This window comes from Streptomyces sp. NPDC001852 (assembly GCF_042891825.1).
Lineage (GTDB): Bacteria > Actinomycetota > Actinomycetes > Streptomycetales > Streptomycetaceae > Streptomyces.
Genome location: NZ_JBIATN010000008.1, coordinates 52,010 through 72,402, shown reverse-complemented (window position 1 = coordinate 72,402; position 20,393 = coordinate 52,010). Strand labels below are relative to the sequence as shown.

15 protein-coding genes and 1 other RNA gene are annotated in these 20,393 nt (G+C 72.2%); 6 read left to right on the top strand and 10 right to left on the bottom strand.

Annotation, left to right across the window (positions count from 1 at the left end; translation table 11 throughout):
- Nucleotides 1-34 precede the first annotated feature (34 nt).
- Nucleotides 35-1,006: a LysR family transcriptional regulator gene (locus ACFYZB_RS15825; protein ID WP_388758690.1), complete on the bottom strand. Its 972-nt coding sequence runs from the start codon at nt 1,004-1,006 to the stop codon at nt 35-37.
- A gap of 84 nt (nt 1,007-1,090) precedes the next feature.
- On the opposite strand from ACFYZB_RS15825, the gene ACFYZB_RS15820 reads away from it, so the two are divergent.
- Nucleotides 1,091-2,317 carry an MFS transporter gene (locus ACFYZB_RS15820; protein WP_388758688.1) on the top strand — a complete coding sequence of 409 codons (1,227 nt, stop codon included), beginning with the start codon at nt 1,091-1,093 and terminating at the stop codon, nt 2,315-2,317.
- 66 nt (nt 2,318-2,383) lie between these two features.
- Here ACFYZB_RS15820 and ssrA read toward each other — a convergent pair.
- From ssrA to ftsE, 5 genes are all read right to left on the bottom strand, one after another.
- Nucleotides 2,384-2,752, bottom strand: a transfer-messenger RNA (tmRNA) gene (gene ssrA, locus ACFYZB_RS15815).
- A gap of 113 nt (nt 2,753-2,865) precedes the next feature.
- Complete coding sequence (gene smpB, locus ACFYZB_RS15810; protein ID WP_351207424.1) at nt 2,866-3,408, bottom strand: SsrA-binding protein SmpB; 543 nt, start codon at nt 3,406-3,408, stop codon at nt 2,866-2,868.
- An 81-nt stretch (nt 3,409-3,489) separates the two neighbouring features.
- Complete coding sequence (locus tag ACFYZB_RS15805) at nt 3,490-4,686, bottom strand: S41 family peptidase (RefSeq protein WP_388758686.1); 1,197 nt, start codon at nt 4,684-4,686, stop codon at nt 3,490-3,492.
- A 68-nt stretch (nt 4,687-4,754) separates the two neighbouring features.
- Nucleotides 4,755-5,672, bottom strand: coding sequence for a permease-like cell division protein FtsX (gene ftsX, locus ACFYZB_RS15800; RefSeq protein ID WP_351207055.1), 918 nt, complete (start codon nt 5,670-5,672; stop codon nt 4,755-4,757).
- Between the two features lie 34 nt (nt 5,673-5,706).
- Nucleotides 5,707-6,396, bottom strand: a complete 690-nt coding sequence (gene ftsE / locus ACFYZB_RS15795) for a cell division ATP-binding protein FtsE (protein ID WP_055707746.1) — start codon at nt 6,394-6,396, stop codon at nt 5,707-5,709.
- Nucleotides 6,397-6,633: 237 nt separating this feature from the next.
- On the opposite strand from ftsE, the gene ACFYZB_RS15790 reads away from it, so the two are divergent.
- Nucleotides 6,634-6,825 (top strand): hypothetical protein, encoded by a 192-nt coding sequence (locus ACFYZB_RS15790; RefSeq protein WP_023550109.1) that lies wholly within the window; start codon nt 6,634-6,636, stop codon nt 6,823-6,825.
- A gap of 92 nt (nt 6,826-6,917) precedes the next feature.
- Here ACFYZB_RS15790 and ACFYZB_RS15785 read toward each other — a convergent pair whose 3' ends face one another.
- The 4 genes from ACFYZB_RS15785 to ACFYZB_RS15770 all read right to left on the bottom strand — a co-directional run bounded on the left by ACFYZB_RS15785 (nt 6,918) and on the right by ACFYZB_RS15770 (nt 12,345).
- Nucleotides 6,918-7,856, bottom strand: coding sequence for a hypothetical protein (locus ACFYZB_RS15785; protein WP_388758683.1), 939 nt, complete (start codon nt 7,854-7,856; stop codon nt 6,918-6,920).
- 298 nt (nt 7,857-8,154) lie between these two features.
- On the bottom strand, nt 8,155-9,261 hold the full coding sequence (gene prfB / locus ACFYZB_RS15780) for a peptide chain release factor 2 (protein ID WP_351207049.1): 1,107 nt from the start codon (nt 9,259-9,261) through the stop codon (nt 8,155-8,157).
- Nucleotides 9,262-9,351: 90 nt separating this feature from the next.
- A complete protein-coding gene (locus ACFYZB_RS15775; protein ID WP_388758680.1) occupies nt 9,352-10,578 on the bottom strand; it encodes a serine/threonine-protein kinase in 1,227 nt (408 codons plus the stop codon).
- Nucleotides 10,579-10,689: 111 nt separating this feature from the next.
- On the bottom strand, nt 10,690-12,345 hold the full coding sequence (locus tag ACFYZB_RS15770; RefSeq protein WP_388758678.1) for a protein kinase: 1,656 nt from the start codon (nt 12,343-12,345) through the stop codon (nt 10,690-10,692).
- A 357-nt stretch (nt 12,346-12,702) separates the two neighbouring features.
- Here ACFYZB_RS15770 and ACFYZB_RS15765 point away from each other — a divergent pair, with 357 nt between their 5' ends.
- The 4 genes from ACFYZB_RS15765 to ACFYZB_RS15750 all read left to right on the top strand — a co-directional run bounded on the left by ACFYZB_RS15765 (nt 12,703) and on the right by ACFYZB_RS15750 (nt 20,384).
- Nucleotides 12,703-16,644, top strand: coding sequence for an FHA domain-containing protein (locus ACFYZB_RS15765; protein WP_388758676.1), 3,942 nt, complete (start codon nt 12,703-12,705; stop codon nt 16,642-16,644).
- A 164-nt stretch (nt 16,645-16,808) separates the two neighbouring features.
- Nucleotides 16,809-18,194 carry an ABC transporter substrate-binding protein gene (locus ACFYZB_RS15760; protein WP_388758674.1) on the top strand — a complete coding sequence of 462 codons (1,386 nt, stop codon included), beginning with the start codon at nt 16,809-16,811 and terminating at the stop codon, nt 18,192-18,194.
- Nucleotides 18,195-18,267: 73 nt separating this feature from the next.
- Nucleotides 18,268-19,548 (top strand): carbohydrate ABC transporter permease, encoded by a 1,281-nt coding sequence (locus ACFYZB_RS15755; RefSeq protein ID WP_388758672.1) that lies wholly within the window; start codon nt 18,268-18,270, stop codon nt 19,546-19,548.
- Nucleotides 19,545-20,384 carry a carbohydrate ABC transporter permease gene (locus tag ACFYZB_RS15750; protein WP_388758670.1) on the top strand — a complete coding sequence of 280 codons (840 nt, stop codon included), beginning with the start codon at nt 19,545-19,547 and terminating at the stop codon, nt 20,382-20,384. The genes ACFYZB_RS15755 and ACFYZB_RS15750 overlap by 4 nt, the downstream gene beginning before the upstream one ends.
- The last annotated feature ends 9 nt before the right edge of the window (nt 20,385-20,393 follow it).

Sequence of the window (20,393 nt, the reverse complement as noted above, 5' to 3'; positions counted from 1 at the left end):
TCACTGGACCGGGGACCGGTCGGTGAGGCCCGGCTCACGGGTGCATCACAGCGGCGTCGGCGGCGGGGATCCACCCCTCGGCGGGCGGCCGCAGCCACCCCTCCGCCCCCGCGAGCTCGGTCGCCGCCCGGCGCAGCGCGTCCAGACCGGGATGGACCAGCCCCTTGCGCCACACCAGGGAGACCGGCGACAGCGGGACGGGATCGACGAGCGGGCGGCGGACCGTGCGGGGCATGGCCGGGAAGTCGACCACGGCCAGCACCGGATGCCGGTTCTTGGCCATGATCCGCTCGAACTCCTCCTCCCCGACGGCCGGCGGCAGGGGCGCGGCGAGCCGGATGCCCCGCCCCTCGAAGAGCCGGATCGCCAGGTCGGTCCACTCCAGGGTGCGCGGGTTCCCGGCACCGGCGTACACGGTCTCGCCGGCCAGCGCGGCCACCGGAACCTCGGCGAGGGTGGCCAGCGGATGATCCTCGGGCAGGACGACGGCCATCGGCTCGCAGCGCACCGGCTGCTGCTCCAGAGCGGACCGCAGCGCCGGGTCCAGGCCGGCGAAACGGCCGAAGGAGGCGTCCAGCCGGCCGGCCAGCAGTTCGGCGGCGGCGCCGGTCAGGCCGCTCTCGTAGCGGGCCATCAGCTCGCAGTCCGGGGCGAGTTCACGGGCCCGGTGCAGCACGCGCCGGCCGGTGACCAGGCCCGGGGAGTTGAGGTCCACCAGCAGCGGGCGGGACCGGCCGGAGGCGAAGGCGGCGAGCAGGTCGTCCTGGGCGGCGAGGACCCGCCGGGCGAGCGGCAGCAGCCGTTCACCGTCCGCGGTCGGGGTCACCTGCCGGGTCGTCCGCACGAACAGCTCGGCGCCCAACTCCCGCTCCAGCCGCCGTACATCCCGGCTGAGCGCCTGCTGGGCGACGTACAGGCGGGCCGCGGCCCGGGTGAAGTGCAGTTCCTCGGCCACGGCGACGAAGGCGCGCAGAAGACGGGGGTCCAGGTCAGTGGGGACGGGCATGCCCGCGAACTTACAACGCAGGTGCGTGAATCGGCACCGAGAAGGTGTTGGACCCCGTGATCCACTCAGGGCGAGGGTGAACCCATGCCCTCCGTCATATCCACCACCACCGGCAACTACCGTCGCCTCTTCGCCCTCCCCGGCGTCCGTGCCTTCACCACCGGCAACCTCCTCGCGCGGCTGCCCATGGGCATGTTCAGCGTGAGCGCCGTCGTGATGATCGCCGGCTCGCGGGGCTCGTACGCCCTGGCCGGCGCCGTCACCGCGACCGGTCTCGCGGCGACCGCACTGGCCGGTCCCTGGATCGCCCGGCTCGTCGACCGGCACGGGCAGGCCCGCATCGCCGTACCGGCCACGCTCACCTCGGTGCTCGGCAGCCTCGCGCTGCTGCTGTGCGTGCGCTACGGCGCCCCCGACTGGACCCTGTTCGCCGCGTACGCCGGCACCGCGGCCACCCCGAACATCGGCGGCCTGTCCCGCGCCCGCTGGGCCCATCTGCTGCGCGACGAGCCGGACGCGCTGCACACCGCCAACTCCTTCGAACAGGCCGCCGACGAGCTGTGCTTCATGCTCGGTCCGGTGCTGGCCGCCTTCCTCACCGGCACCTTCTTCCCGGAGGCGGGCACGCTCACGGGCGCGGTGCTGCTGCTCGCCGGCATGCTGCTGTTCACCGCTCAGCGGGCCACCGAGCCGCCGCCGCGGGCCCGTTCCCAGGTGCCCTCGCCGCTGCGCAGCCCGGGCATCCCGCCACTGCTGGCCTGTTTCACCGCGACCGGAGCGGTGTTCGGCGCGATGGAGGTCGTCACGATCGCGTACGCCGACGCGCAGGGGCACCGTACGGCGGCCGGCGCGGTCCTCGCCCTCCAGGCGGCGGGCTCGTGCGCGGCGGGCCTGGCGTACGGCGCGCTGAAACCGGCCGGGGTGCGGCTGGGCCACTGCCTGGCGGGGATGGCCGCGCTGATGACGCTGCCGTGGGCCGCCGCGGGGACCGCCGGTTCGCTGTGGGCGCTCGCGGGCGCGCTGCTGGTGGCGGGCATGGCGACGGCGCCGACGATGGTCACGGCGATGACGCTGGTCCAGCGGCGCACCCCGGCCGACCGCCTGAACGAGGGCATGAGCCTGATGGTGACGGGGCTGCTGACGGGGATCGCGTGCGGTTCGGCGGTCGGCGGCTGGGCGGCGGAGCACCTGTCGCCGACCGCCGCCTTCGCAGTCCCGGCCGGCGCCGCCACGCTGGCGCTGGGGGTGGCTTCGCTCACCCGCGCCGGCGGGGTGCCGCTCCAAGAAGCCGGCGGCGCTGCAGCTCCCTAAGACGAAGACCCCGCCGCTCGAAAGCGACGGGGCCTTGCCCACATGGGGTGAACCCCCGGAGGGGTCTCGTGGAGATGGCGGGAATCGAACCCGCGTCCAACGGTGCGGAATCAGGGCTTCTCCGTGTGCAGTCCGCTTCGCTTTTCTCGGCCCCGGCGATCACGCGAACAAGTCGCCGACGGGCTCAGTCACTGTTTGGTTTCCCTCTTCACCCCGTGACCGGGATCAAGGTTTAGTTCCCTAGCTGATGCCAGGATCCGGGTCGGGAACAGCCCCGGGCTGACACTTCGCAAGTCGCTACTTAGGCAGCGAGGGCGAAGGAATCGCGCTTGGTGTTGGCGATTATTTTTTGCGACATATGGTTTACGAGATCATTGCCGCTTCCTCGACACGCTTCCCCTGCTTCGACAGCCGCTGTCGAAACCGATCATCCCCATGTTGATTTTTCAATCCCCTCCGAGGAGGGGTCGCGCACCCTCTGTGGAGTGCACTGCCATCGTACGTGACCAACGCACGACGATGCCAGCCTATTCCCGGCGCCCGGCCGGCTAGACGCCGCGCTGCCTGCGCTTCGCCGCCGCGATCGCCCGGTCCGACTCCCGCCGGTCCTGCTTCTCCCGCAGCGTCTGCCGCTTGTCGTACTCCTTCTTGCCCCGCGCGAGGGCGATCTCGGCCTTCGCCCGGCCGTCCTTGAAGTAGATGGCGAGGGGCACGATCGTGTGACCCGTCTCCTGGGACTTCGACTCCAGCTTGTCGATCTCCTCGCGGTGCAGGAGCAGCTTGCGCTTGCGGCGCGCGGAGTGGTTGGTCCAGCTGCCCTGGTGGTACTCGGGGATGTGGGCGTTGTGCAGCCACGCCTCACCGCGGTCGATGTGGACGAAACCGTCGGTCAGCGAGGTCCGCCCCTCGCGCAGCGACTTGACCTCGGTGCCCATGAGCACGAGTCCGGCCTCGTAGGTGTCGATGATCGCGTAGTCGTGCCGGGCCTTCTTGTTCTGGGCGACGATCTTGCGCTTGCCGCCCTTCTCGCCGTCCCTGGCCTTGGCGGCCCCGCCGCCCTGCTTGGGCTGGGACTCCTTCGGTACGTACATTCCCTTGCTCATAGTGCCGACCATTTTCGCACCACACAGGGGGTGTGAGTACAGCCGATTACGAGTGGCCGCCAGGCGTGGCTACGAGGGGTCGCCCAGGCCGGTGAGGACGGTCTCGGCCCGGGTCAGGGCCTCCGGGCCGGCGTCCAGGTCGGGGGTGATGCCCCGGCCGTCGACCGCGTGGCCGGAGGGGGTGCGGTAGTGCCCGACGGTCAGCTCGGCCACCGCGCCGTCGGGCAGCTCGGCCGGCATCTGGATCGAGCCCTTGCCGAAGGTGCGCGAGCCGATCACCACCGCGCGGCCCCGGTCCTGCAGGGCCCCGGTGAGCATCTCCGCCGCGCTCATCGTGCCGCCGTCGACCAGGGTGACCAGGGGCCGGGTGGTGTCGCCGCCGGGGTCGGCGTGCAGGGAGCGCTGGGCGCCGTCGACGTCGTAGGTGGCGACCAGGCCGCCGTCGAGGAAGGCGGAGGCGGTGTCCACCGCCTCGGTGACCAGGCCGCCGGAGTTGCCGCGCAGGTCGAGGATGACACCGGCGGCGGCCGGGGCCTGCCGGAGGGCGGCGCGGACGGCGCCGCCGGAGCCCTTGGTGAACGCGGCGATCCTGATGACCGTGACCCCGCCGGGCAGCTTGCGCACGGTCACCGAGTCCGTCGACAGGCTGGCCCGGTGCAGGGCCTTGGTCCACGCGCGCGTGCCGCGCTGCAGGCCCAGCCTGACGGTCGTACCGGCGGCCGCGTCGTCGGCGTCGCCGCGCAGTAAGGAGATCACCTCGGTGACCGGCAGCCCGTCGACCTTGCTGCCGTCGACGCTGCGCAGCCGGTCCCCCGCGCGGATCCCGGCCGCGGCGGCCGGGGAGCCCGGCTGCACCCTGGTCACCTCGATCCGGCCGTCCCGCTCGCGCCGCGCCCACAGGCCGACGCCGGTGTAGCGGCCGTCGAGCGCCTCCTGGAACTCCTGGTACTCGCCCTCGCTGTACACCGCGCCCCAGCGGTCCCCGCTGCGGCTGACGGCCCGTTCGGCGGCCTCCATCGGGGACTTGCCGTCGGCCATCGCCTCTGCGGCGGCCCTCTGCACGTCCTCGTGCGCGGCGCCCTTCTGGAGGTCCTCGGGCCCGGTGGCCGTACGCGCCGACCCGGCGACGGTCCTGCGCGCGGCGGCGTCGGGCTCCTGGAAGGAGCCGGTGGCGGCGCCGGTGACCAGGACGCCGGCGAAGACCAATGTCAGGGCGGCCCCGCGGCGGGTGCGGCGGGGCGGACAGAACAGGTCTCGGCCTGACATGGCGGTGAGTCTAGGACAACGCGAAGGGCCGTACGGGCGGATGCCCCGTACGGCCCTCTTGGCATGCGTCACACCTTCAGGTACTTGCGCAGGGCGAAGAACGCCGCAAGTGACGGCATGAGGACGCTGGTTGCGAGGATCAGCGGCAGCTTGGCCAACACCGCGTTCCAGCCGACGAAGTTGATGAGCGTGAGGTGGTGGGCGAGGTCCATGCCGTGGTCGATGGTGAAGTACCGGCCGACCACCAGGGCCACGCAGGCGAGGCCGCCGCCGATGAGTCCGGCGACCGCGGCCTCGGCGATGAACGGCGCCTGGATGTAGAAGCCCGAGGCGCCGACCAGGCGCATGATCCCGGTCTCGCGCCGACGGCTGAACGCCGAGACGCGCACGGTGTTGATGATCAGCAGCAGCGCGACGATCAGCATCATCGCCATCACGCCGAGCGCGCCGCGGTTCATCAGGTTCAGCAGCGTGAAGAGGTTGTCCAGGATGCCCTTCTGGTCCTGCACGGACTGCACCCCGGGGCGACCGTTGAACGCGGACGCGATCACCTGGTACTTCTGCGGGTCCTTCAGCTTGATCCGGTACGACTCCTGCATCTGGTCCGGCGTCAGCGAGCTGGCCAGCGGGGAGTTGCCGAACTGCTCCTTGTAGTGCTTGTAGGCCTCGTCCTGCGACTCGTACGACACCTTCTCGACGACCGGCATCTTCTTCAGGTCGGCGAGGATCTGGTTCTTCTGGTCCTCGGTGACCGCGCCCTTGGCGCAGTTGACGTCCGAGTCGGCGTCGTGCTTGTTGCACAGGAAGATCGAGACGTTGACCTTGTCGTACCAGTAGCCCTTCATGGTGCTCACCTGGTCGCTCATCAGCAGCGAGCCGCCGAAGAGCGCCAGGGACAGGGCGACGGAGACGATGACGGCGAAGGTCATCGTCAGATTGCGGCGGAGACCGACACCGATCTCCGACAGGACGAACTGGGCGCGCATGGCGTCTGGTCGAGCCTTTCCGTCGTGAACTTGCTTAGTGCTGGTAGCCGTAGACGCCGCGGGCCTGGTCGCGGACGAGGCGGCCCTTCTCCAGCTCGATGACGCGCTTGCGCATCTGGTCCACGATGTTCTGATCGTGTGTCGCCATGATGACCGTGGTGCCCGTCCGGTTGATGCGGTCGAGCAGCTTCATGATGCCGACGGAGGTCTGCGGGTCGAGGTTGCCGGTGGGCTCGTCGGCGATCAGCAGCTTGGGCCGGTTGACGAAGGCCCGCGCGATGGCCACGCGCTGCTGCTCACCGCCGGAGAGCTCGCCGGGCATCCGGTCCTCCTTGCCGCCGAGCCCGACGAGATCGAGCACCTGCGGCACGGACTTGCGGATCTCGCCGCGGGATTTGCCGATGACCTCCTGGGCGAAGGCCACGTTCTCCGCGACGGTCTTGTTCGGCAGGAGCCGGAAGTCCTGGAACACCGTCCCCAGCTGGCGGCGCATCTGCGGCACCTTCCAGTTGGAGAGGCGCGCGAGGTCCTTGCCCAGCACGTGCACCTGACCGTGGCTGCACCGCTCCTCGCGGAGGATCAGCCGCAGGAAGGTGGACTTTCCCGAGCCGGAGGACCCCACGAGGAACACGAACTCGCCCTTCTCCACCTCCAGGGAGACATCCCTGAGTGCGGGGCGGGTCTGCTTGGGGTAGACCTTGGAGACGTTGTCGAATCGGATCACGGATGCACCACGGGTCGCCGGGGGTAGATGAGCGTGACCATACGCGAACCGGGTGTGCAAGTGCAGTCGCAGGTCGAGGTTGGGTAAGGGTTGTACGTTTTTGTACCCGTCTCTGTTCTCTCCCCTCTCTCCGAGGCCCCGCGCAAGCTCGGTGGGAACCTGGCACAGTGGAGGGGGAACGTTCTCGTTCCCGCAAGCGTTGAGACATGTGACGGCCGGTGCAAGGAGGGCGAGCGCATGACGTACGACCGGTTGGTGTGCGCGAACTGCGCGGCGCCCGTGAGCGAGGGCCGGTGCCCGGTGTGCCGCGCCAACCGCGAGCGACTGCAGCAAGAGGGCTTTCTGGGCGGGGTGAACCCGATGGCGCTGATCGCCCTGCTGGCGGTGCTGATCGCCGCGGTGGCGCTGCTGGCGCACCAGACCGCGTGAGAAAAGACTGAGAAAAGCGTCAGGGCCCGGAGCGTCAGCTCCGGGCCCTTCAGCGTGCACGGTGCGTGCACAGGGTGACCGTGGGGTTACCCTCAGGCCGCAGCGCCGCCGCGGCCGTTCACCAGGCGCGGCAGAACGCGGAAGCCGATGCCGCCGGCGATCATCGTCGCGGCGCCGATCAGCAGGAACGCGGTCTGTCCGGCACCGGTCTCGGCGAGCTGCTTGCCGCCGCCCTGGGCCTGGGTGTCGGAGCCGGTGTCGGTGAGCTGCGAGGAGCCCTGCTCCTGCGAGGCGTTGTTGTTGCCGCCGCCCTGCGGGGTGTCGTTGTTGCCGCCGGTGCTGGAACCACCGGTGCTGCCGCCACCCGTGGTGGAGGAGCCACCGGTGCTGGAGCCGCCCGAGGTGCTGGAGCCGCCGGAATTGCCGCCACCGGTGGTGCTGCCGCCGGTGCCGCCGGTGGTGGAGCCACCCGTGGTGGAGGTGCCGCCGGTGCCGTTGCCACCGCCGGTCCCGTTGTCACCGCCGGTCCCGTTGCCACCGCCGGTGCCGTTGTCACCGCCGGTGCCGTTGCCGCCACCGGTGCCGTTGTCACCGCCGGTGCCGTTGTCGCCGCCGGTCGTGCCGCCGCCGATGACACCGCCGATGGTGACGTCGCCGCCGGTCGTGTTGTCACCGCCGGTCGTCGTGTCGCCGCCGGTGGTGGTGTCACCGCCGGTGGTGGTGCCGCCGGTCGTGGCGTCGCCACCGGTCGTCGTGTCGCCGCCGGTGGTGGTGCCGCCGCCGGTGGTGGTGCCGCCGGTCGTGGCATCGCCGCCGGTGGTGGTGCAGATGCCGAGGTTGCAGCCGCCGTCACCACCGTCGGTGCCGCCGTTGTCGCCCTCGCCGTTCGTGTGCACGCCCAGGTTGATCGGGCCCGCCTGGACATCGATGCCCGCGGCGGAGGCCGCGCCGGCTGCGGTCAGTGACGCACCGGCCGCGATCACGGCGCCGGCGGCTATCCGCGCGACCCGGATCCGCGTCTTCTTCGTCATATGGTTGCTACCCCCAGTAGCTGTTCGTCAATGAGGCGGCGCGTGGGGCGTTGCCGTGATCGACGGGAGGCAGCCGGTGACGAAGTCCGCGTCAACTCATTCCCCCGGTTCACATGCGCCCCTGAAGTACGCATGCCGCGCTTAACCCTTCCGATTTTTCAAAGCAACGTCAAGGCCATTGCGGGCGCAATGTCCCTTCGGGGGGTATTTGGGGGGAGTTGAAGCCTGTGAGTGTGATGTAAAACCCAGACATAAGACAACTGCCGCCTCCTGGGCGGCAGTTGTCATGTCGACAAAGTTACTTCTCCTGCTGCTTGCGCCAGCGAATACCGGCCTCCAGGAACCCGTCGATCTCGCCGTTGAAGACGGCCTCGGGATTGCCGACCTCGTACTCGGTGCGCAGGTCCTTGACCATCTGGTACGGGTGCAGCACGTAGGAACGCATCTGGTTGCCCCAGGAGTTGCCGCCGTCGCCCTTGAGGGCGTCCATCCTGGCCTGCTCCTCCTGCCGGCGCCGCTCCAGCAGCTTGGCCTGGAGGACGTTCATGGCGGTGGCCTTGTTCTGGATCTGCGACCGCTCGTTCTGGCAGGAGACGACGATGCCGGTGGGCAGGTGGGTGATGCGGACCGCGGAGTCGGTCGTGTTGACACCCTGGCCACCGGGCCCGGAGGACCGGTAGACATCGATCCGCAGGTCGCTCTCGTCGATCTCGACGTGGTCGGACTGCTCGACGACGGGCAGCACTTCCACACCCGCGAAGGAGGTCTGGCGGCGGCCCTGGTTGTCGAAGGGCGAGATGCGCACGAGGCGGTGCGTGCCCTGCTCGACGGAGAGGGTGCCGTAGGCGTACGGCGCCTGGACGGAGAAGGTGGTCGACTTGATGCCGGCCTCTTCCGCGTACGACGTCTCGATCAGCTCGGTCTTGTAGCCGCGCTGCTCGGCCCAGCGCAGGTACATGCGCTGGAGCTTCTCGGCGAAGTCGGCGGCGTCGACGCCACCGGCCTCGGCGCGGATGTTGACGAGCGCCTCACGGGCGTCGTACTCGCCGGACAGGAGGGTGCGGACCTCCATCTCGTCCAGCGCCTTCCGCACGGCCGTCAGCTCGGACTCGGCCTCGGCACGGGTGTCCGGGTCGTCCTCCTCCTCGGCCATCTCGAAGAGGACCGCGAGATCGTCGATCCGGCCGCGCAGCGCCTCCGCCTTCCTGACCTCGGCCTGGAGGTGGGAGAGCTTGCTGGTGATCTTCTGCGCCTCGTCCGGGTTGTCCCAGAGGGACGGCGCGGCCGCCTGCTCCTCGAGCACGGCGATGTCTGCCCTCAGCCTGTCGAGGTCCAGGACGGCCTCGATCGACTCCATGGTCGAGGAGAGGGACTTCAGCTCTTCGGATACATCGACGACTGCCACGCATCCAGCGTAACGGCTGTGGCAAGCGACCTGGCCCGTGCAGTACCCGGCACTGCGCTCACCGCCCCGGGGCCCCGCCCCCTGGGTGGGTCACGGGGCCGACGTGCCGTGGATGTTCTGCGGCGCGTCCGAGTCGCCGTCGCCGGACGCCCACCACGCACCGACGCCCACCGCAGCGGCCAGTACCACCCCGGCCACTCCCAGCGTCACCCTGCGCCGCCGTACCGCCGCGCGGTGGCGGGCCGAGCCGGGCCGAGGGGCACCCGTGGCCCGGGGGACGCGAGCGGTCCCGTGCGCGCCGCCCGCCAGCTCGTCCGGCGCCGGCACCCTCATCGACGTGTGCGTGTCCCGGTTGGAGTCCGGCCGGGCCCCGGGGACGAGTGACACCGCCCCCCGCCGCCGTACCGTCTCGTCCCCCGGCGTGGCCGAGGGCACCGGCTCGTCGGCGGCCTCCTCGGAGAGCTCCGGCTCGTCCACGTCCAGCGGCGGCATCCCGGCCAGCACCGGCAGCTGCTCCCGCAGCCGCGCCGCCAGCTCGGAGGCGCGCAGCCGGGATGCGGGTGCCTTCGCCAGGCACTGCACGAGCAGCTGCCACAGCTCCTCGGGGATACCGGGGAGGGGTACGACCGTCTCGGTGACGTGCCGCCGCAGGACCGCTCCCGGATGGCCCCCGCCGAAGGGAGTGAAGCCCGCGAGCAGCTCGTACAGGACCGTCGCCAGGGCGTAGATGTCCACGGACGCCCGCGGCGGCAGGCCCTCGACGATCTCCGGGGCGAGATAGTCCGGCGTACCGATGATCTTCGTGGCCCGCGTCCGCTTCGGCGAGTCGATCAGCTTGGCGACGCCGAAGTCGGTCAGGAGGGCGGGGTGGGCTCCGCCGGGCCCGAGCGGGCCCTGCATGTCGAGGAGCACGTTCTCCGGCTTGACGTCCCGGTGGACGACCCCGGCCGCGTGGGCCGCCGCCAGCGCGTCGGCGACGTCGGCGACGATCGCCACGGCCGCCTCGGGCGCGAGCCGCCGCTCGCGCTCCAGCCGGGTGCGCAGATCCGTGCCGCGTACGAGGTCCATGACCAGGGCCAGGTCGTTGCCGTCGACCACCAGGTCGCGCACGGTGACGATGTGCGGGTGCTCCAGGCCGAGCAGCGCGGTGCGCTCCTGGACGAAGCGTCCGACGAGCTCCTGGTCGGAGGCGAGGTCCTCGCGCAGCAGCTTGACGGCGACGGGACCCTCCGGCCCCTCGCCCAGCCACACCGTGCCGGCGCTGCCCCGCCCCAGGATCTGGTTCGCGGTGTACCGGCTGCCGATCTTCCGTGCCAAGACTGCTCCTACAGACGCGTGTTGTCGCTAAAACTACGCGTCCGAGGAGCCAACCTTCACCGCGGAGACGGAAATCACCCGTCAGATGTCGACAAATCCACAAGCTCGTGGTCAGTTGCCGCTGCCGGACGAACCGCCCAGGTCCTTGACCCACCTGCTCACCTGGCCGGCCCAGTGGCTCACCTCGTGCCAGTAGCTGCGCCCCTGGCCGATCCAGGTGTGCAGCGGGGTCAGCTCGTAGATCAGCCAGCTCGCCACGACCAGGATGACGATCGTGAACAGGCAGCCCTTCAGGCAGCCGAGGCCCGGGATCTTCATCGGGTTGGCGCTGCGCTGCCGGGGCGCCCGGGGCTCACGGGCGGGCCGCTGCGGCTCCGGCGCGGGCGGCGCGTACCGCTGCGACTGCTGCGGCGGGGCGTACTGCTGGGGCGCTTGCGGCGCATGGCCGTACCCCTGCTGGTAGCCCTGCTGCCGGCCGCGCGGCTGCGGCTGCCGCGGCTGCTGCTGGGGACGGGCCACCTGCCGCTGGGGACGGTGGCGCAGCGGGTCGTCCTCGGGGGACAGGTACTGGACCTGCGTCTGCTCGTTGCGGTCGCGGGCCGCGCGCAGCTGGGTCTGCCAGGGGTGCGGCTGCTCGGGCTGCTGCCCCTGCGGGCCGGTGTTCGGCAGCACCGCGGTCGGGTCCGCCGCGCCCGTGTTCGGCAGGACGGCGGTGGGGTCGGCGGCGCCGGCGGGGCCGCCGGTGTGCGGCAGCACACTGGTCGCCGCGTTGGGGTCGTACGCGCCCCGGGGACCGGTGTTCGGCAGCACCTGGGTGGGGTCGGCGGCGCCGGGCACACCCGGTACGGCGGTCGGGGCCGGGTCGGGGGCCAGCAGCGCGCCCACGCCCTCGGCGGCGGCGATCTGCGCGGCGTTCGCGTGCACCCCGATGCCCTCGGCGACGACCCGGAGGCCGCGCGCCAGGTTCTCGGCGCTGGGCCGGTCGTCGGGGTTCTTGCGCAGACAGCGCTCTATGACCGTCCACAGCGGGTCCGGGACGGTGGAGGGGCGGCGCGGCTCGGCGCTCAGGTGCTGGTGCAGGACCTCGAGCGCGGTGCTGCCGGAGAACGGCGGGTGGCCGGTGACCAGCTCGTACAGCAGGATGCCGGCGCCGTAGATGTCCACGGCGGAGGTCTGGGGGCGGCCTTCGGCGGACTCCGGTGCCACGTACGCGGGCGTGCCGACGAACTCCTGGGTGCGGGTCAGGCCCGGGGAGTCCGCGAGCCGGGCGATGCCGAAGTCGGTCAGCATCGGGTGCATCCGGCCGTCGTGCTGCTGGAGCAGCACGTTGGCGGGCTTCAGGTCGCGGTGGACGACGCCGTCCGCGTGGCTCGCGGCGAGCGCGTCGGCGATCTGCGCGGTCATCAGCGCGGCGGCGACCGGCGTGAAGGGGCCGTTCTGGCGCAGGTACCGGTGCAGGTCGGGGCCGTCGACGAGGTCCATGACCAGCGCGAGCAGATCACCCTCGACGACCAGGTCGCGGACCCGGACGATGTTCGGGTGGGTGAGGCGCAGCAGCACGGACCGCTCGCGCAGGAAGCGCATCACGATGTCCGGGTCGCTCGCCAGCTCCTCCTTGAGGACCTTGATCGCGACCGTCTCGCCGGGCTGCCCGGGCACGGCCGCCTCGGCGCCCGCGGTCTCGCGCTGGCGGGCACGCCAGACGGTGCCTGTGGCGCCGCGTCCGAGCGGCTCCTCAAGCAGGTACTTGCTGCCGACTGGCCGCACGTCACGCGCTCCCTGTTGCTTGCTGAAGCTTGCTTGCCTGCATTCCGGTTGTCGTTCCGGTTGTTCCGACCCACTGTAGTGCCGCCGTTGTGGGCGCCACGTGTCGACGGAAAGACGCGCGTCCCGGTCTCCTGGTTGCCGGAGCCGGACGTGACCGATCTCAAGTGATCGCGGGTGTGCCACTGGTCAGGCACTTTTGGGGGCAGAGCCGACCAATCAAGATCACTTGTCACCGGGTCCCGGGCGCGTTGTCGGTGGCAGGTGCGAGGATGCCTTCCAGTACTGGCCGACGTGCTCGTGTGGGGTGGGGGGAAGTCCGTCCCGCGCAGACCCGCGCAGAAGGGACCGCTGACGCCGATGCAGATCCGGCTGACCGTCGTAGACCCGCTGGGCCCTGCCCCGCAGCGGGGCCGCGCCGCGAGCCGCGACGTGCTGGTCACGGCGCCCACGGGCACGGACCTGGCCGCGGTCGCGTCGGCGCTGGCCGGGGCGGTCACCGGGGAGGGCCGTGACGCCGCGGGCTCCTCCGTCGTGCTGTACGCCGGCACCGAGCGGCTGGATCCACGCCGCTGCGCCCTCGGCGAGCCCCCGCTGGTCGACGGCGCCGTGCTGTCCCTGGGCGCCCCGGCGGCCCCCGAGCCGCATCCCGAGCTCGACGACGCGCCGACCCAGCTGCACGTCGTCGCGGGCCCGGACGCGGGCGGGGTCCATCTGCTGCACGGCGGGCGGATCTCCGTGGGCCGCTCGGCCGACGCGGACGTGCCGCTGGACGACCCCGACGTGTCCCGGCTGCACTGCGCGGTCACGGTCGGGGCGGACGGGCGGATCTCCGTCGCCGACCTCGGCTCCACGAACGGTACGGCCCTGGACGGGGTGCGGGTGGACGAGCGCCCGGTGCGGGTCCCCGCCGGGGGCCTGGTGCGGATCGGGGAGTCGGCGCTTCGGGTTGCTCCGTCCGGGGGGCCGGCCGCTCGGGTGCGGACCGTCTCCGACGGGGAGGGGTGCGTTCGGGTCGTTCCGGGTGCGGGGGCGGACGCGTCTGCGGGTGCGGGTGCGTCGGGGTCCTCCGGGTTCGGCTTCCCACCCGAACCCCCCGTACAGCCTTCGTCGTCGGGAGCGGGTGGCCCCGGTGGGGGTGAAGCGCCGTCGGCGGCTGCGGGTGGCGCTGCCCCGGGGCCCGTGGGGGCGGGTCAGCACGGCTATGGCCCTGCCGGGTGGGGGACCTCCGGCAGCGGGGGCCAGGAGCACCGGCGCGGGGAGTCGGCCGTGGTGCCGGGGCAGGGCGGGGCGCCCCGGATCGAGAACGCCTCCGGTGCCCGTTCCGGTGGGGACACCCACGCAGGGCGCCTCGGCATCGGCGGGACGGGCACGGAACCCCTGGACAGTGGCCGCAAGGGCACTCCCGTCCGAGGCATCGACGCCCCACAGGGCGCACGGCGGCGCGGACTCGGCGCCTGGGCGCGCCGGCTGGCCGGCGGGCGTGGCGAGGAGTCCACGGCTCCCGAGGCGTACGACGGCACCGACGCCCGAGTCGGCACCGCCCCGGCGCTCCCCGCCCCGCAGCAGCCCGAGACCTGGCCGGACCCCGCCGCACTGCTGCTGACGGCGCTCGGTCCGGGGCCCCGGTTGTGGGAGCGCGGCCCCAGTCACCCGGAGACGCTGACCGTGCGACTCGGCACGGCGGACCGGAGCGCGCCGGACGGCACCGGCGTGGTGCCCGCGGTGCCCGTGACGGCGGCACTGCGCGAGGCGGGCGCGCTGGGCCTGGCCGGTCCGCGGCCCCGGCTGTCCGGGCTGACCCGCGCGGTGCTGGCCCAGCTGGCCGCGCTGCACTCGCCCGACCTGCTGGAGATCGTGCTGATCAGCGCCGACCGTTCCCGCCCCGTGGAGGAGCGCACGGCCGAGTGGTCCTGGCTCGGCTGGCTCCCGCATGTCCGGCCGGGCCACGGCCAGGACTGCCGGCTGCTGCTGGCCTACGACCGCGAGCAGGCGGCGGCCCGCACGGAGGAACTCCTGCGCCGACTCGACGACCACGCGGCGACCGGCAGAACCGCGGCCCACCCCGCCCGGGTCCCGGCACCCGGTACCGCACCGGGCGACCCGGCGCACACCGAGCCGACCGGCACTGCCCCGCCGGGCTCCCCCGCGGGCACCCCCGCCGAGTCGTCCGGGGCCCAGCCCCGGAACCCGGCGACCGGCGAGTGGGACACTCCCGGCGCCCCGGGCACTTCAGCCCGGGGAGGCTTCTCCGGCCACATCGGCCCCCAGGCACCCGGCTCCGGCATCTCCGCGCCCGGCCAGGCCGACCAGACCGTCGGCGACCACGGCACCGTCCCCTTCCCCGGCGCACCGGCCCGAGGCCTCTCCCCCGACCACCCCGGCACCCCCGTCCGCGGCTCCGGTGCCCCTCACGGCCAGGCCACCGGCCACCACCGCACCACCGCCACTCCCGGCGCACCGGCCCACGGCCCCCTCCCGGGCCACCACAGCCCCACCGCCGCATCCAGCACAGCCAGCCAAGCATCGACTTTCAGCCGCACCGGCGTCACCGCACACTCCGCCACCCCCCTCGGCGCTCCCGGCGCTCCCGAAGCCCCGGCCCAAGGACTCGCCCCCGGCCCGAGCGGCGGTCCCGCGCACGGGCACGCTCCCGCCCCCGCCGCCCGTGCCCAGAGCGGCGCCCACCCCTCGGCCGCCCTCTCGGCCCCCACCTGTCGCCCTTCCTGGGCCAAGGAGGACACCGAGGTCGGCGGGAGCGGCGGTTTCCCGGGTCCCTACACCGTCGTCGTCGTGGACGGAGACCCCGGGGGCAGCGCGCTGCGGGACGCACTCGCACGGCTGGCCGTGGCCGGGCCGCGGGCCGGGGTCCATGTGGTCTCCCTCGCCGAGACCGAGCCCGCCTCGCCCGCCTCCCCCGTGGAGCGGACGTACGAGGCCGCCTGCGCGGTGACGCCCACGTTCCGGCACTGCGGTGCCGTGGCGCTGCTCAGCGGGGATGTCGCGACGGCGCTGCGGCTGCTGCGGGTGGCGCCGGACGGGCCCGTCGGACCGGGAACGCTCGCCGCCGTGGACGCCGTGTCCGCCGCCTGGGCGGAGCGCTTCGCCCGGGCGCTGGCGCCGCTGCGGCCGGACGGCCCGGTCGGCGAGCGGGACACGCGCGTCGCGGCGCCGTTGCCGCAGTCGGCGCGGCTGCTGGACGAGCTGGGACTGGCCCGGGCCACCCCTGCCTCGCTGATGGCCCGCTGGGCCGACGCGGCCGACGACACCCAGGCGCTGGGCGGACGGGCGCGGCCGGTGCTCGGCGCCGGGCCACGCGGGCCGCTCACCGCCGACCTGGTGGCCGACGGACCTCATCTGCTCATCGAGGGGCCGGCCGGCAGCGGTCGTACGGAGTTGCTGCGGGCCGTGGTGGCCTCGCTGGCCGCCGCCGAGCGGCCGGACCGGCTGGGTGTCGTCCTGATCGACGGGCGGGACGGCGTCGGGACGGGCGCGGCACGCGCCGAGGGGCTGCGGGTGTGCACCGACATACCCCATGTCACCACGCATCTGATCGCCAACGACCCCGTACGCATGCGGGAGTTCGCCCAGTCGCTGGCCGCCGAGCTGAAGCGGCGGGCGGAGCTGCTGGGCCGGACGGACTTCGCGCAGTGGCATGCGGGGCGGGAGGTGTCCGGGCGGATCGTCGCCCAGCGCACGCCCGGAACCGGTGACATAGAGGCGCCGCCCAGCTCCACCCTGCGGCTGCGGCCGGGGGCGGCCGCGCGGCAGCGGGCCGAGGCCGCGCCGCCGTTGCCGCGGCTCGTGGTCGTCGTGGACGACCTGGACGCGCTGGTCTCGCCCCCGCTCGGCTCGCCGGGCCGGCCGGCCGCCGGTTCGGTGATGCGGGCGTTGGAGGCGGTGGCCCGGGAGGGCGAGCGGCTCGGGGTGCATCTGGTGGCGGCGGCCGGGACCGGCGGTCGTACGGCGGAGACCGAGCCCGCGCGGCGGGCGGCGCTGCGGGTCGTGCTGGACGCTCCTCAGCAGGGACCGGACGAGCCGGCGCCGGGGCGTGGCCGACTGGCGTACCCGGACGGGCGGGTCGTCGGTTTCCAGGGCGGCCGGGTGACGGGCCGTATCCCGCGTACCGCGACCCAGCGGCCCACGGTGGTCCCGCTGGACTGGCAGCGCATGGGCGACCCCCCGGCCCGTCGGCCCGTGCGGGAGCTGGGCAACGGCCCCACCGACCTGGCCCTGCTGGCGAGCGCCGTGCAGCGGGCGGCGCGGGAGGTGTCCGCGGCTCAGGTGCCCTCGCTGCTCTGACCGGAGCCGGCGGCACCGCATGCGCATACCTCCCTGATCACGAGCCGGTCACGATGAGCCGCCGGACGGCGCAGGCGCTCTTGCCGCGCTTGTGCGGCGCGGCGTACACCGGAGCGCACGGACAGAGTTCTGACGTTCAACGAAGAACGACGAACGGGGAAGTGATGCGCAGCAAGAGCAGCACCATCCGGACACACAGGACCGTCACCACATTCGCCGCACTGCTCACGGCCGCCCTCGCCCTCAGTGCCTGCTCCAGCAGCAAGGACAACGGGGACAAGAGCAGCGGCGAGCCCACCGGCGGGGCCACCACCGGCTCCACCGTCAGCCTGCCGAAACTGAACGGCGCGAACCTGGAGATCGCCGCCGTCTGGACCGGTCAGGAGCAGAAGAACTTCAAACAGGTCCTGGCCGAGTTCGAGAAGCGCACCGGCGCGAAGGTGACCTTCGTGCCCGCCCAGGACCCGATCATCAACTTCGTCGGTTCGAAGATCGCGGGTGGCCAGCCGCCGGACGTGGTCATGCTGCCGCAGCCCGGCGCCATCAAGCAGGCCGTGCAGCGGGGCTGGGCCAAGCCGCTCGGGCCGGACGCCCTGAAGGAGCTGCAGAAGAACTACTCCCAGGGCTGGCAGCACATCGGCACGGTGGGCGGCAAGCAGTACGGCGTCTACTACAAGGCCGCCAACAAGTCGCTGATCTGGTACAACGCCAAGGTTTTCGAGGGTGCGGGCACCAAGGAGCCGAAGACCTGGCAAGAGCTGCTGAAGACGGCACAGAACGTGTACGACTCCGGGGTCACGCCGTTCTCGGTGGGCGGTGCGGACGGCTGGACGCTGACGGACTGGTTCGAGAACGTCTATCTGTCCCAGGCGGGTCCGCAGAAGTACGACCAGCTCGCCCAGCACAAGATCAAGTGGACGGATCCGTCGGTCAAGCAGGCGCTGACGACCCTCGCGCAGATCTGGGGCAAGAAGGACTACCTCGCGGGCGGCCAGGACGGCGCGCTGCAGACGGAGTTCCCGTCCTCGGTCACCCAGACCTTCACCGGCGGCGACCAGCCGAAGGCCGCGATGGTCTACGAGGGTGACTTCGTGCAGGTCAACATCGGTGAGACCAAGGCGAAGGTGGGCACGGACGCGAAGGTGTTCCCGTTCCCGGCGGTCGGCTCGACCGCGCCGGTGGTCTCCGGCGGTGACGCGGCGGTGATCCTGAAGGACTCCAAGGCGGCCCAGGCCCTGGTCACCTTCCTCGCCTCCCCGGACGCGGCGACGATCCAGGCGAAGCTCGGCGGCTTCCTCTCGCCGAACAGGAACGTGCCGGTCTCGGCGTACCCGAACGCGGTGCAGCAGAAGATCGCCAAGGCGCTGATCGCGTCCGGCGACGACTTCCGCTTCGACATGTCCGACCAGGCACCGCAGGCCTTCGGCGGCACCCCCGGCAAGGGTGAGTGGAAGGACCTGCAGGACTTCCTGAAGAACCCGACGGACGTGGCGGGCACCCAGGCGAAGCTGGAGAAGGACGCGGCGGCCGCGTACGGAAGCGGGAGCTGATCCGGCGATGGCGTCGGCGGCAACGGCGGCGGGGGCCTCACCGGGTCCCGCCGCTCCCCGCAGTCGTAGGAGCGTGACCGGCACCCGCAGGACCGTGGCAGCCCTGTTCCTGCTGCCCGCCCTGGTACTGCTCGGCGCGCTCGTGGTCTACCCGATCGGGTACTCGCTCATCCGCAGCTTCTACAACTCCTCCGGCGACGGTTTCTCCGGCGTCGACAACTACAGGACGCTCTTCACCGACGACGGCATCCGCACCGCCCTGAAGAACAACGTCATCTGGGTGGTGTTCGCGCCGACGGTCTCCACCGCGCTCGGTCTGGTGTTCGCGGTGCTGACCGAGCGGGTGCGCTGGGGCACGGCGTTCAAGCTGGTCGTCTTCATGCCGATGGCGATCTCGATGCTGGCGGCCGGGATCATCTTCCGGCTGGTGTACGACCAGGATCCGCACAAGGGGGTCGCGAACGCGGTGTGGGTGGGCGTGCACGACACCTTCGCGCAGTCGTCGGCGTTCCCGAAGGCCCACCCGGGCCGCGAGTCGCCGCTCGTGCCCCAGGGCGGCGGCTTCATCACCAAGGCCACCGTCCACACCGGCGGCACGGTCACCCTCCCCCTCGTCGGCGTGGCCCCGGACCAGATGCCGGACAGCGCGAAGAGGGCCGTGGCCGCGCGGCCGGAGCCGGGGAGGATCACCGGCACCACCTGGCAGGACTTCACGCGCGGCAAGGGCGTGGGACGGCTCGGCGCGCCCGACCCGTCCGAGCTGGGCTACGCCGGGATGCGGATCGAGGCGGTGAAGGACGGCAGGGTGGTCGCGTCCACCCGGGCCGCCGGCGACGGCACCTTCACGCTGCCCGCCGCCGCCGACGGAGCCCGGCTGCGGCTGCCGGCGGGCAACTTCAGGGAGCCGTACAACGGCGTGGAGTGGCTCGGCCCGACGCTGGTCACCCCGGCGATCATCGGGGCGTACGTGTGGATGTGGGCGGGCTTCGCGATGGTGCTGATCGCGGCCGGGCTCGCGGGCGTGCCCCGGGAACTGCTGGAGGCCGCACGGGTGGACGGCGCCAACGAGTGGCAGGTGTTCCGCAAGGTCACCGTGCCGCTGCTGGCGCCGGTCCTCGCGGTCGTCACCGTCACGCTGATGATCAACGTGCTGAAGGTGTTCGACCTCGTCTACATCATCGCGCCCGGCTCCTCCCAGGCCGAGGCGAACGTGCTCGCCCTGGAGCTGTACCGCAAGGGCTTCGCGGAGGACCAGCCGGGCGTCGCGAGCGCGATCGCGGTGCTGCTGCTGGTGCTGGTGATTCCCGTGATGCTCTTCAATGTTCGTCGGCTGCGGCGGGAGGTGCGGCGATGACCTGGCTGCTGGAGAAGATCAACGGTGGTCTGGTCCGCGTCTTCCTGATCGTCGTGGGCCTGTTCTGGCTGGTGCCGACGATCGGACTGCTCGCCTCCTCCCTGCGCTCGCCGGAGGACATGAGTGCCAGCGGCTGGTGGAAGGTGTTCGCCAAGCCGTCGCAGCTGACCTTCGACAGCTACCGGAAGCTGCTGGAGAACGGCGACATCACCCACTCCCTCTGGAACACCGTGCTGATCACGGTCCCGGCGACGGTCCTGGTCGTCGTGGTCGGCTCCCTCGCGGGTTACGCGTTCGCCTGGATGGAGTTCCCGGGCCGGGACTGGTGGTTCCTCGGTGTGGTGAGCCTGCTGGTGGTGCCGGTGCAGGTGGCGCTGATCCCGATCGCCGAACTGTTCGGGAAGATAGGCCTGTTCGGGACCATCCTCGGCGTCATCCTCTTCCACACCGGCTTCGGCCTGCCGTTCGCGGTGTTCCTGCTGCGGAACTTCTTCGCGGAGATCCCGCGCGAGCTGCTGGAGGCGGCCCGCCTCGACGGCGCCGGTGAACTGCGGCTGTTCACACGGGTGGTGATGCCGCTCGGCGGCCCCGCGATCGCGAGCCTCGGCATCTTCCAGTTCCTGTGGGTGTGGAACGACATGCTGGTCGCGCTGGTGTTCACCAAGTCGGGCACCCAGCCGATCACGGTCGCGCTGCAGACGCAGGTACGGCAGTTCGGCAACAACATCGACGTGCTGGCACCCGGCGCGTTCATCTCCATGGTGATCCCGCTGGCCGTGTTCTTCGCGTTCCAGCGGCAGTTCGTGTCCGGAGTGATGGCGGGCGCGGTCAAGTAGCGACGCACG

Excerpts from the sequence above, each read along its gene's own strand:
- ftsX (WP_351207055.1), bottom strand. The coding sequence starts at position 5,672 with ATGCGCGCCCAGTTCGTCCTGTCGGAGATCGGTGTCGGTCTCCGCCGC.
- ACFYZB_RS15760 (WP_388758674.1), top strand. The coding sequence starts at position 16,809 with ATGCGCAGCAAGAGCAGCACCATCCGGACACACAGGACCGTCACCACA.
- ACFYZB_RS15790 (WP_023550109.1), top strand. The coding sequence starts at position 6,634 with ATGACGTACGACCGGTTGGTGTGCGCGAACTGCGCGGCGCCCGTGAGC.
- ACFYZB_RS15820 (WP_388758688.1), top strand. The coding sequence starts at position 1,091 with ATGCCCTCCGTCATATCCACCACCACCGGCAACTACCGTCGCCTCTTC.
- ACFYZB_RS15765 (WP_388758676.1), top strand. The coding sequence starts at position 12,703 with ATGCAGATCCGGCTGACCGTCGTAGACCCGCTGGGCCCTGCCCCGCAG.
- ACFYZB_RS15750 (WP_388758670.1), top strand. The coding sequence starts at position 19,545 with ATGACCTGGCTGCTGGAGAAGATCAACGGTGGTCTGGTCCGCGTCTTC.
- ACFYZB_RS15825 (WP_388758690.1), bottom strand. The coding sequence starts at position 1,006 with ATGCCCGTCCCCACTGACCTGGACCCCCGTCTTCTGCGCGCCTTCGTC.
- smpB (WP_351207424.1), bottom strand. The coding sequence starts at position 3,408 with ATGTACGTACCGAAGGAGTCCCAGCCCAAGCAGGGCGGCGGGGCCGCC.
- ACFYZB_RS15805 (WP_388758686.1), bottom strand. The coding sequence starts at position 4,686 with ATGTCAGGCCGAGACCTGTTCTGTCCGCCCCGCCGCACCCGCCGCGGG.
- ACFYZB_RS15785 (WP_388758683.1), bottom strand. The coding sequence starts at position 7,856 with ATGACGAAGAAGACGCGGATCCGGGTCGCGCGGATAGCCGCCGGCGCC.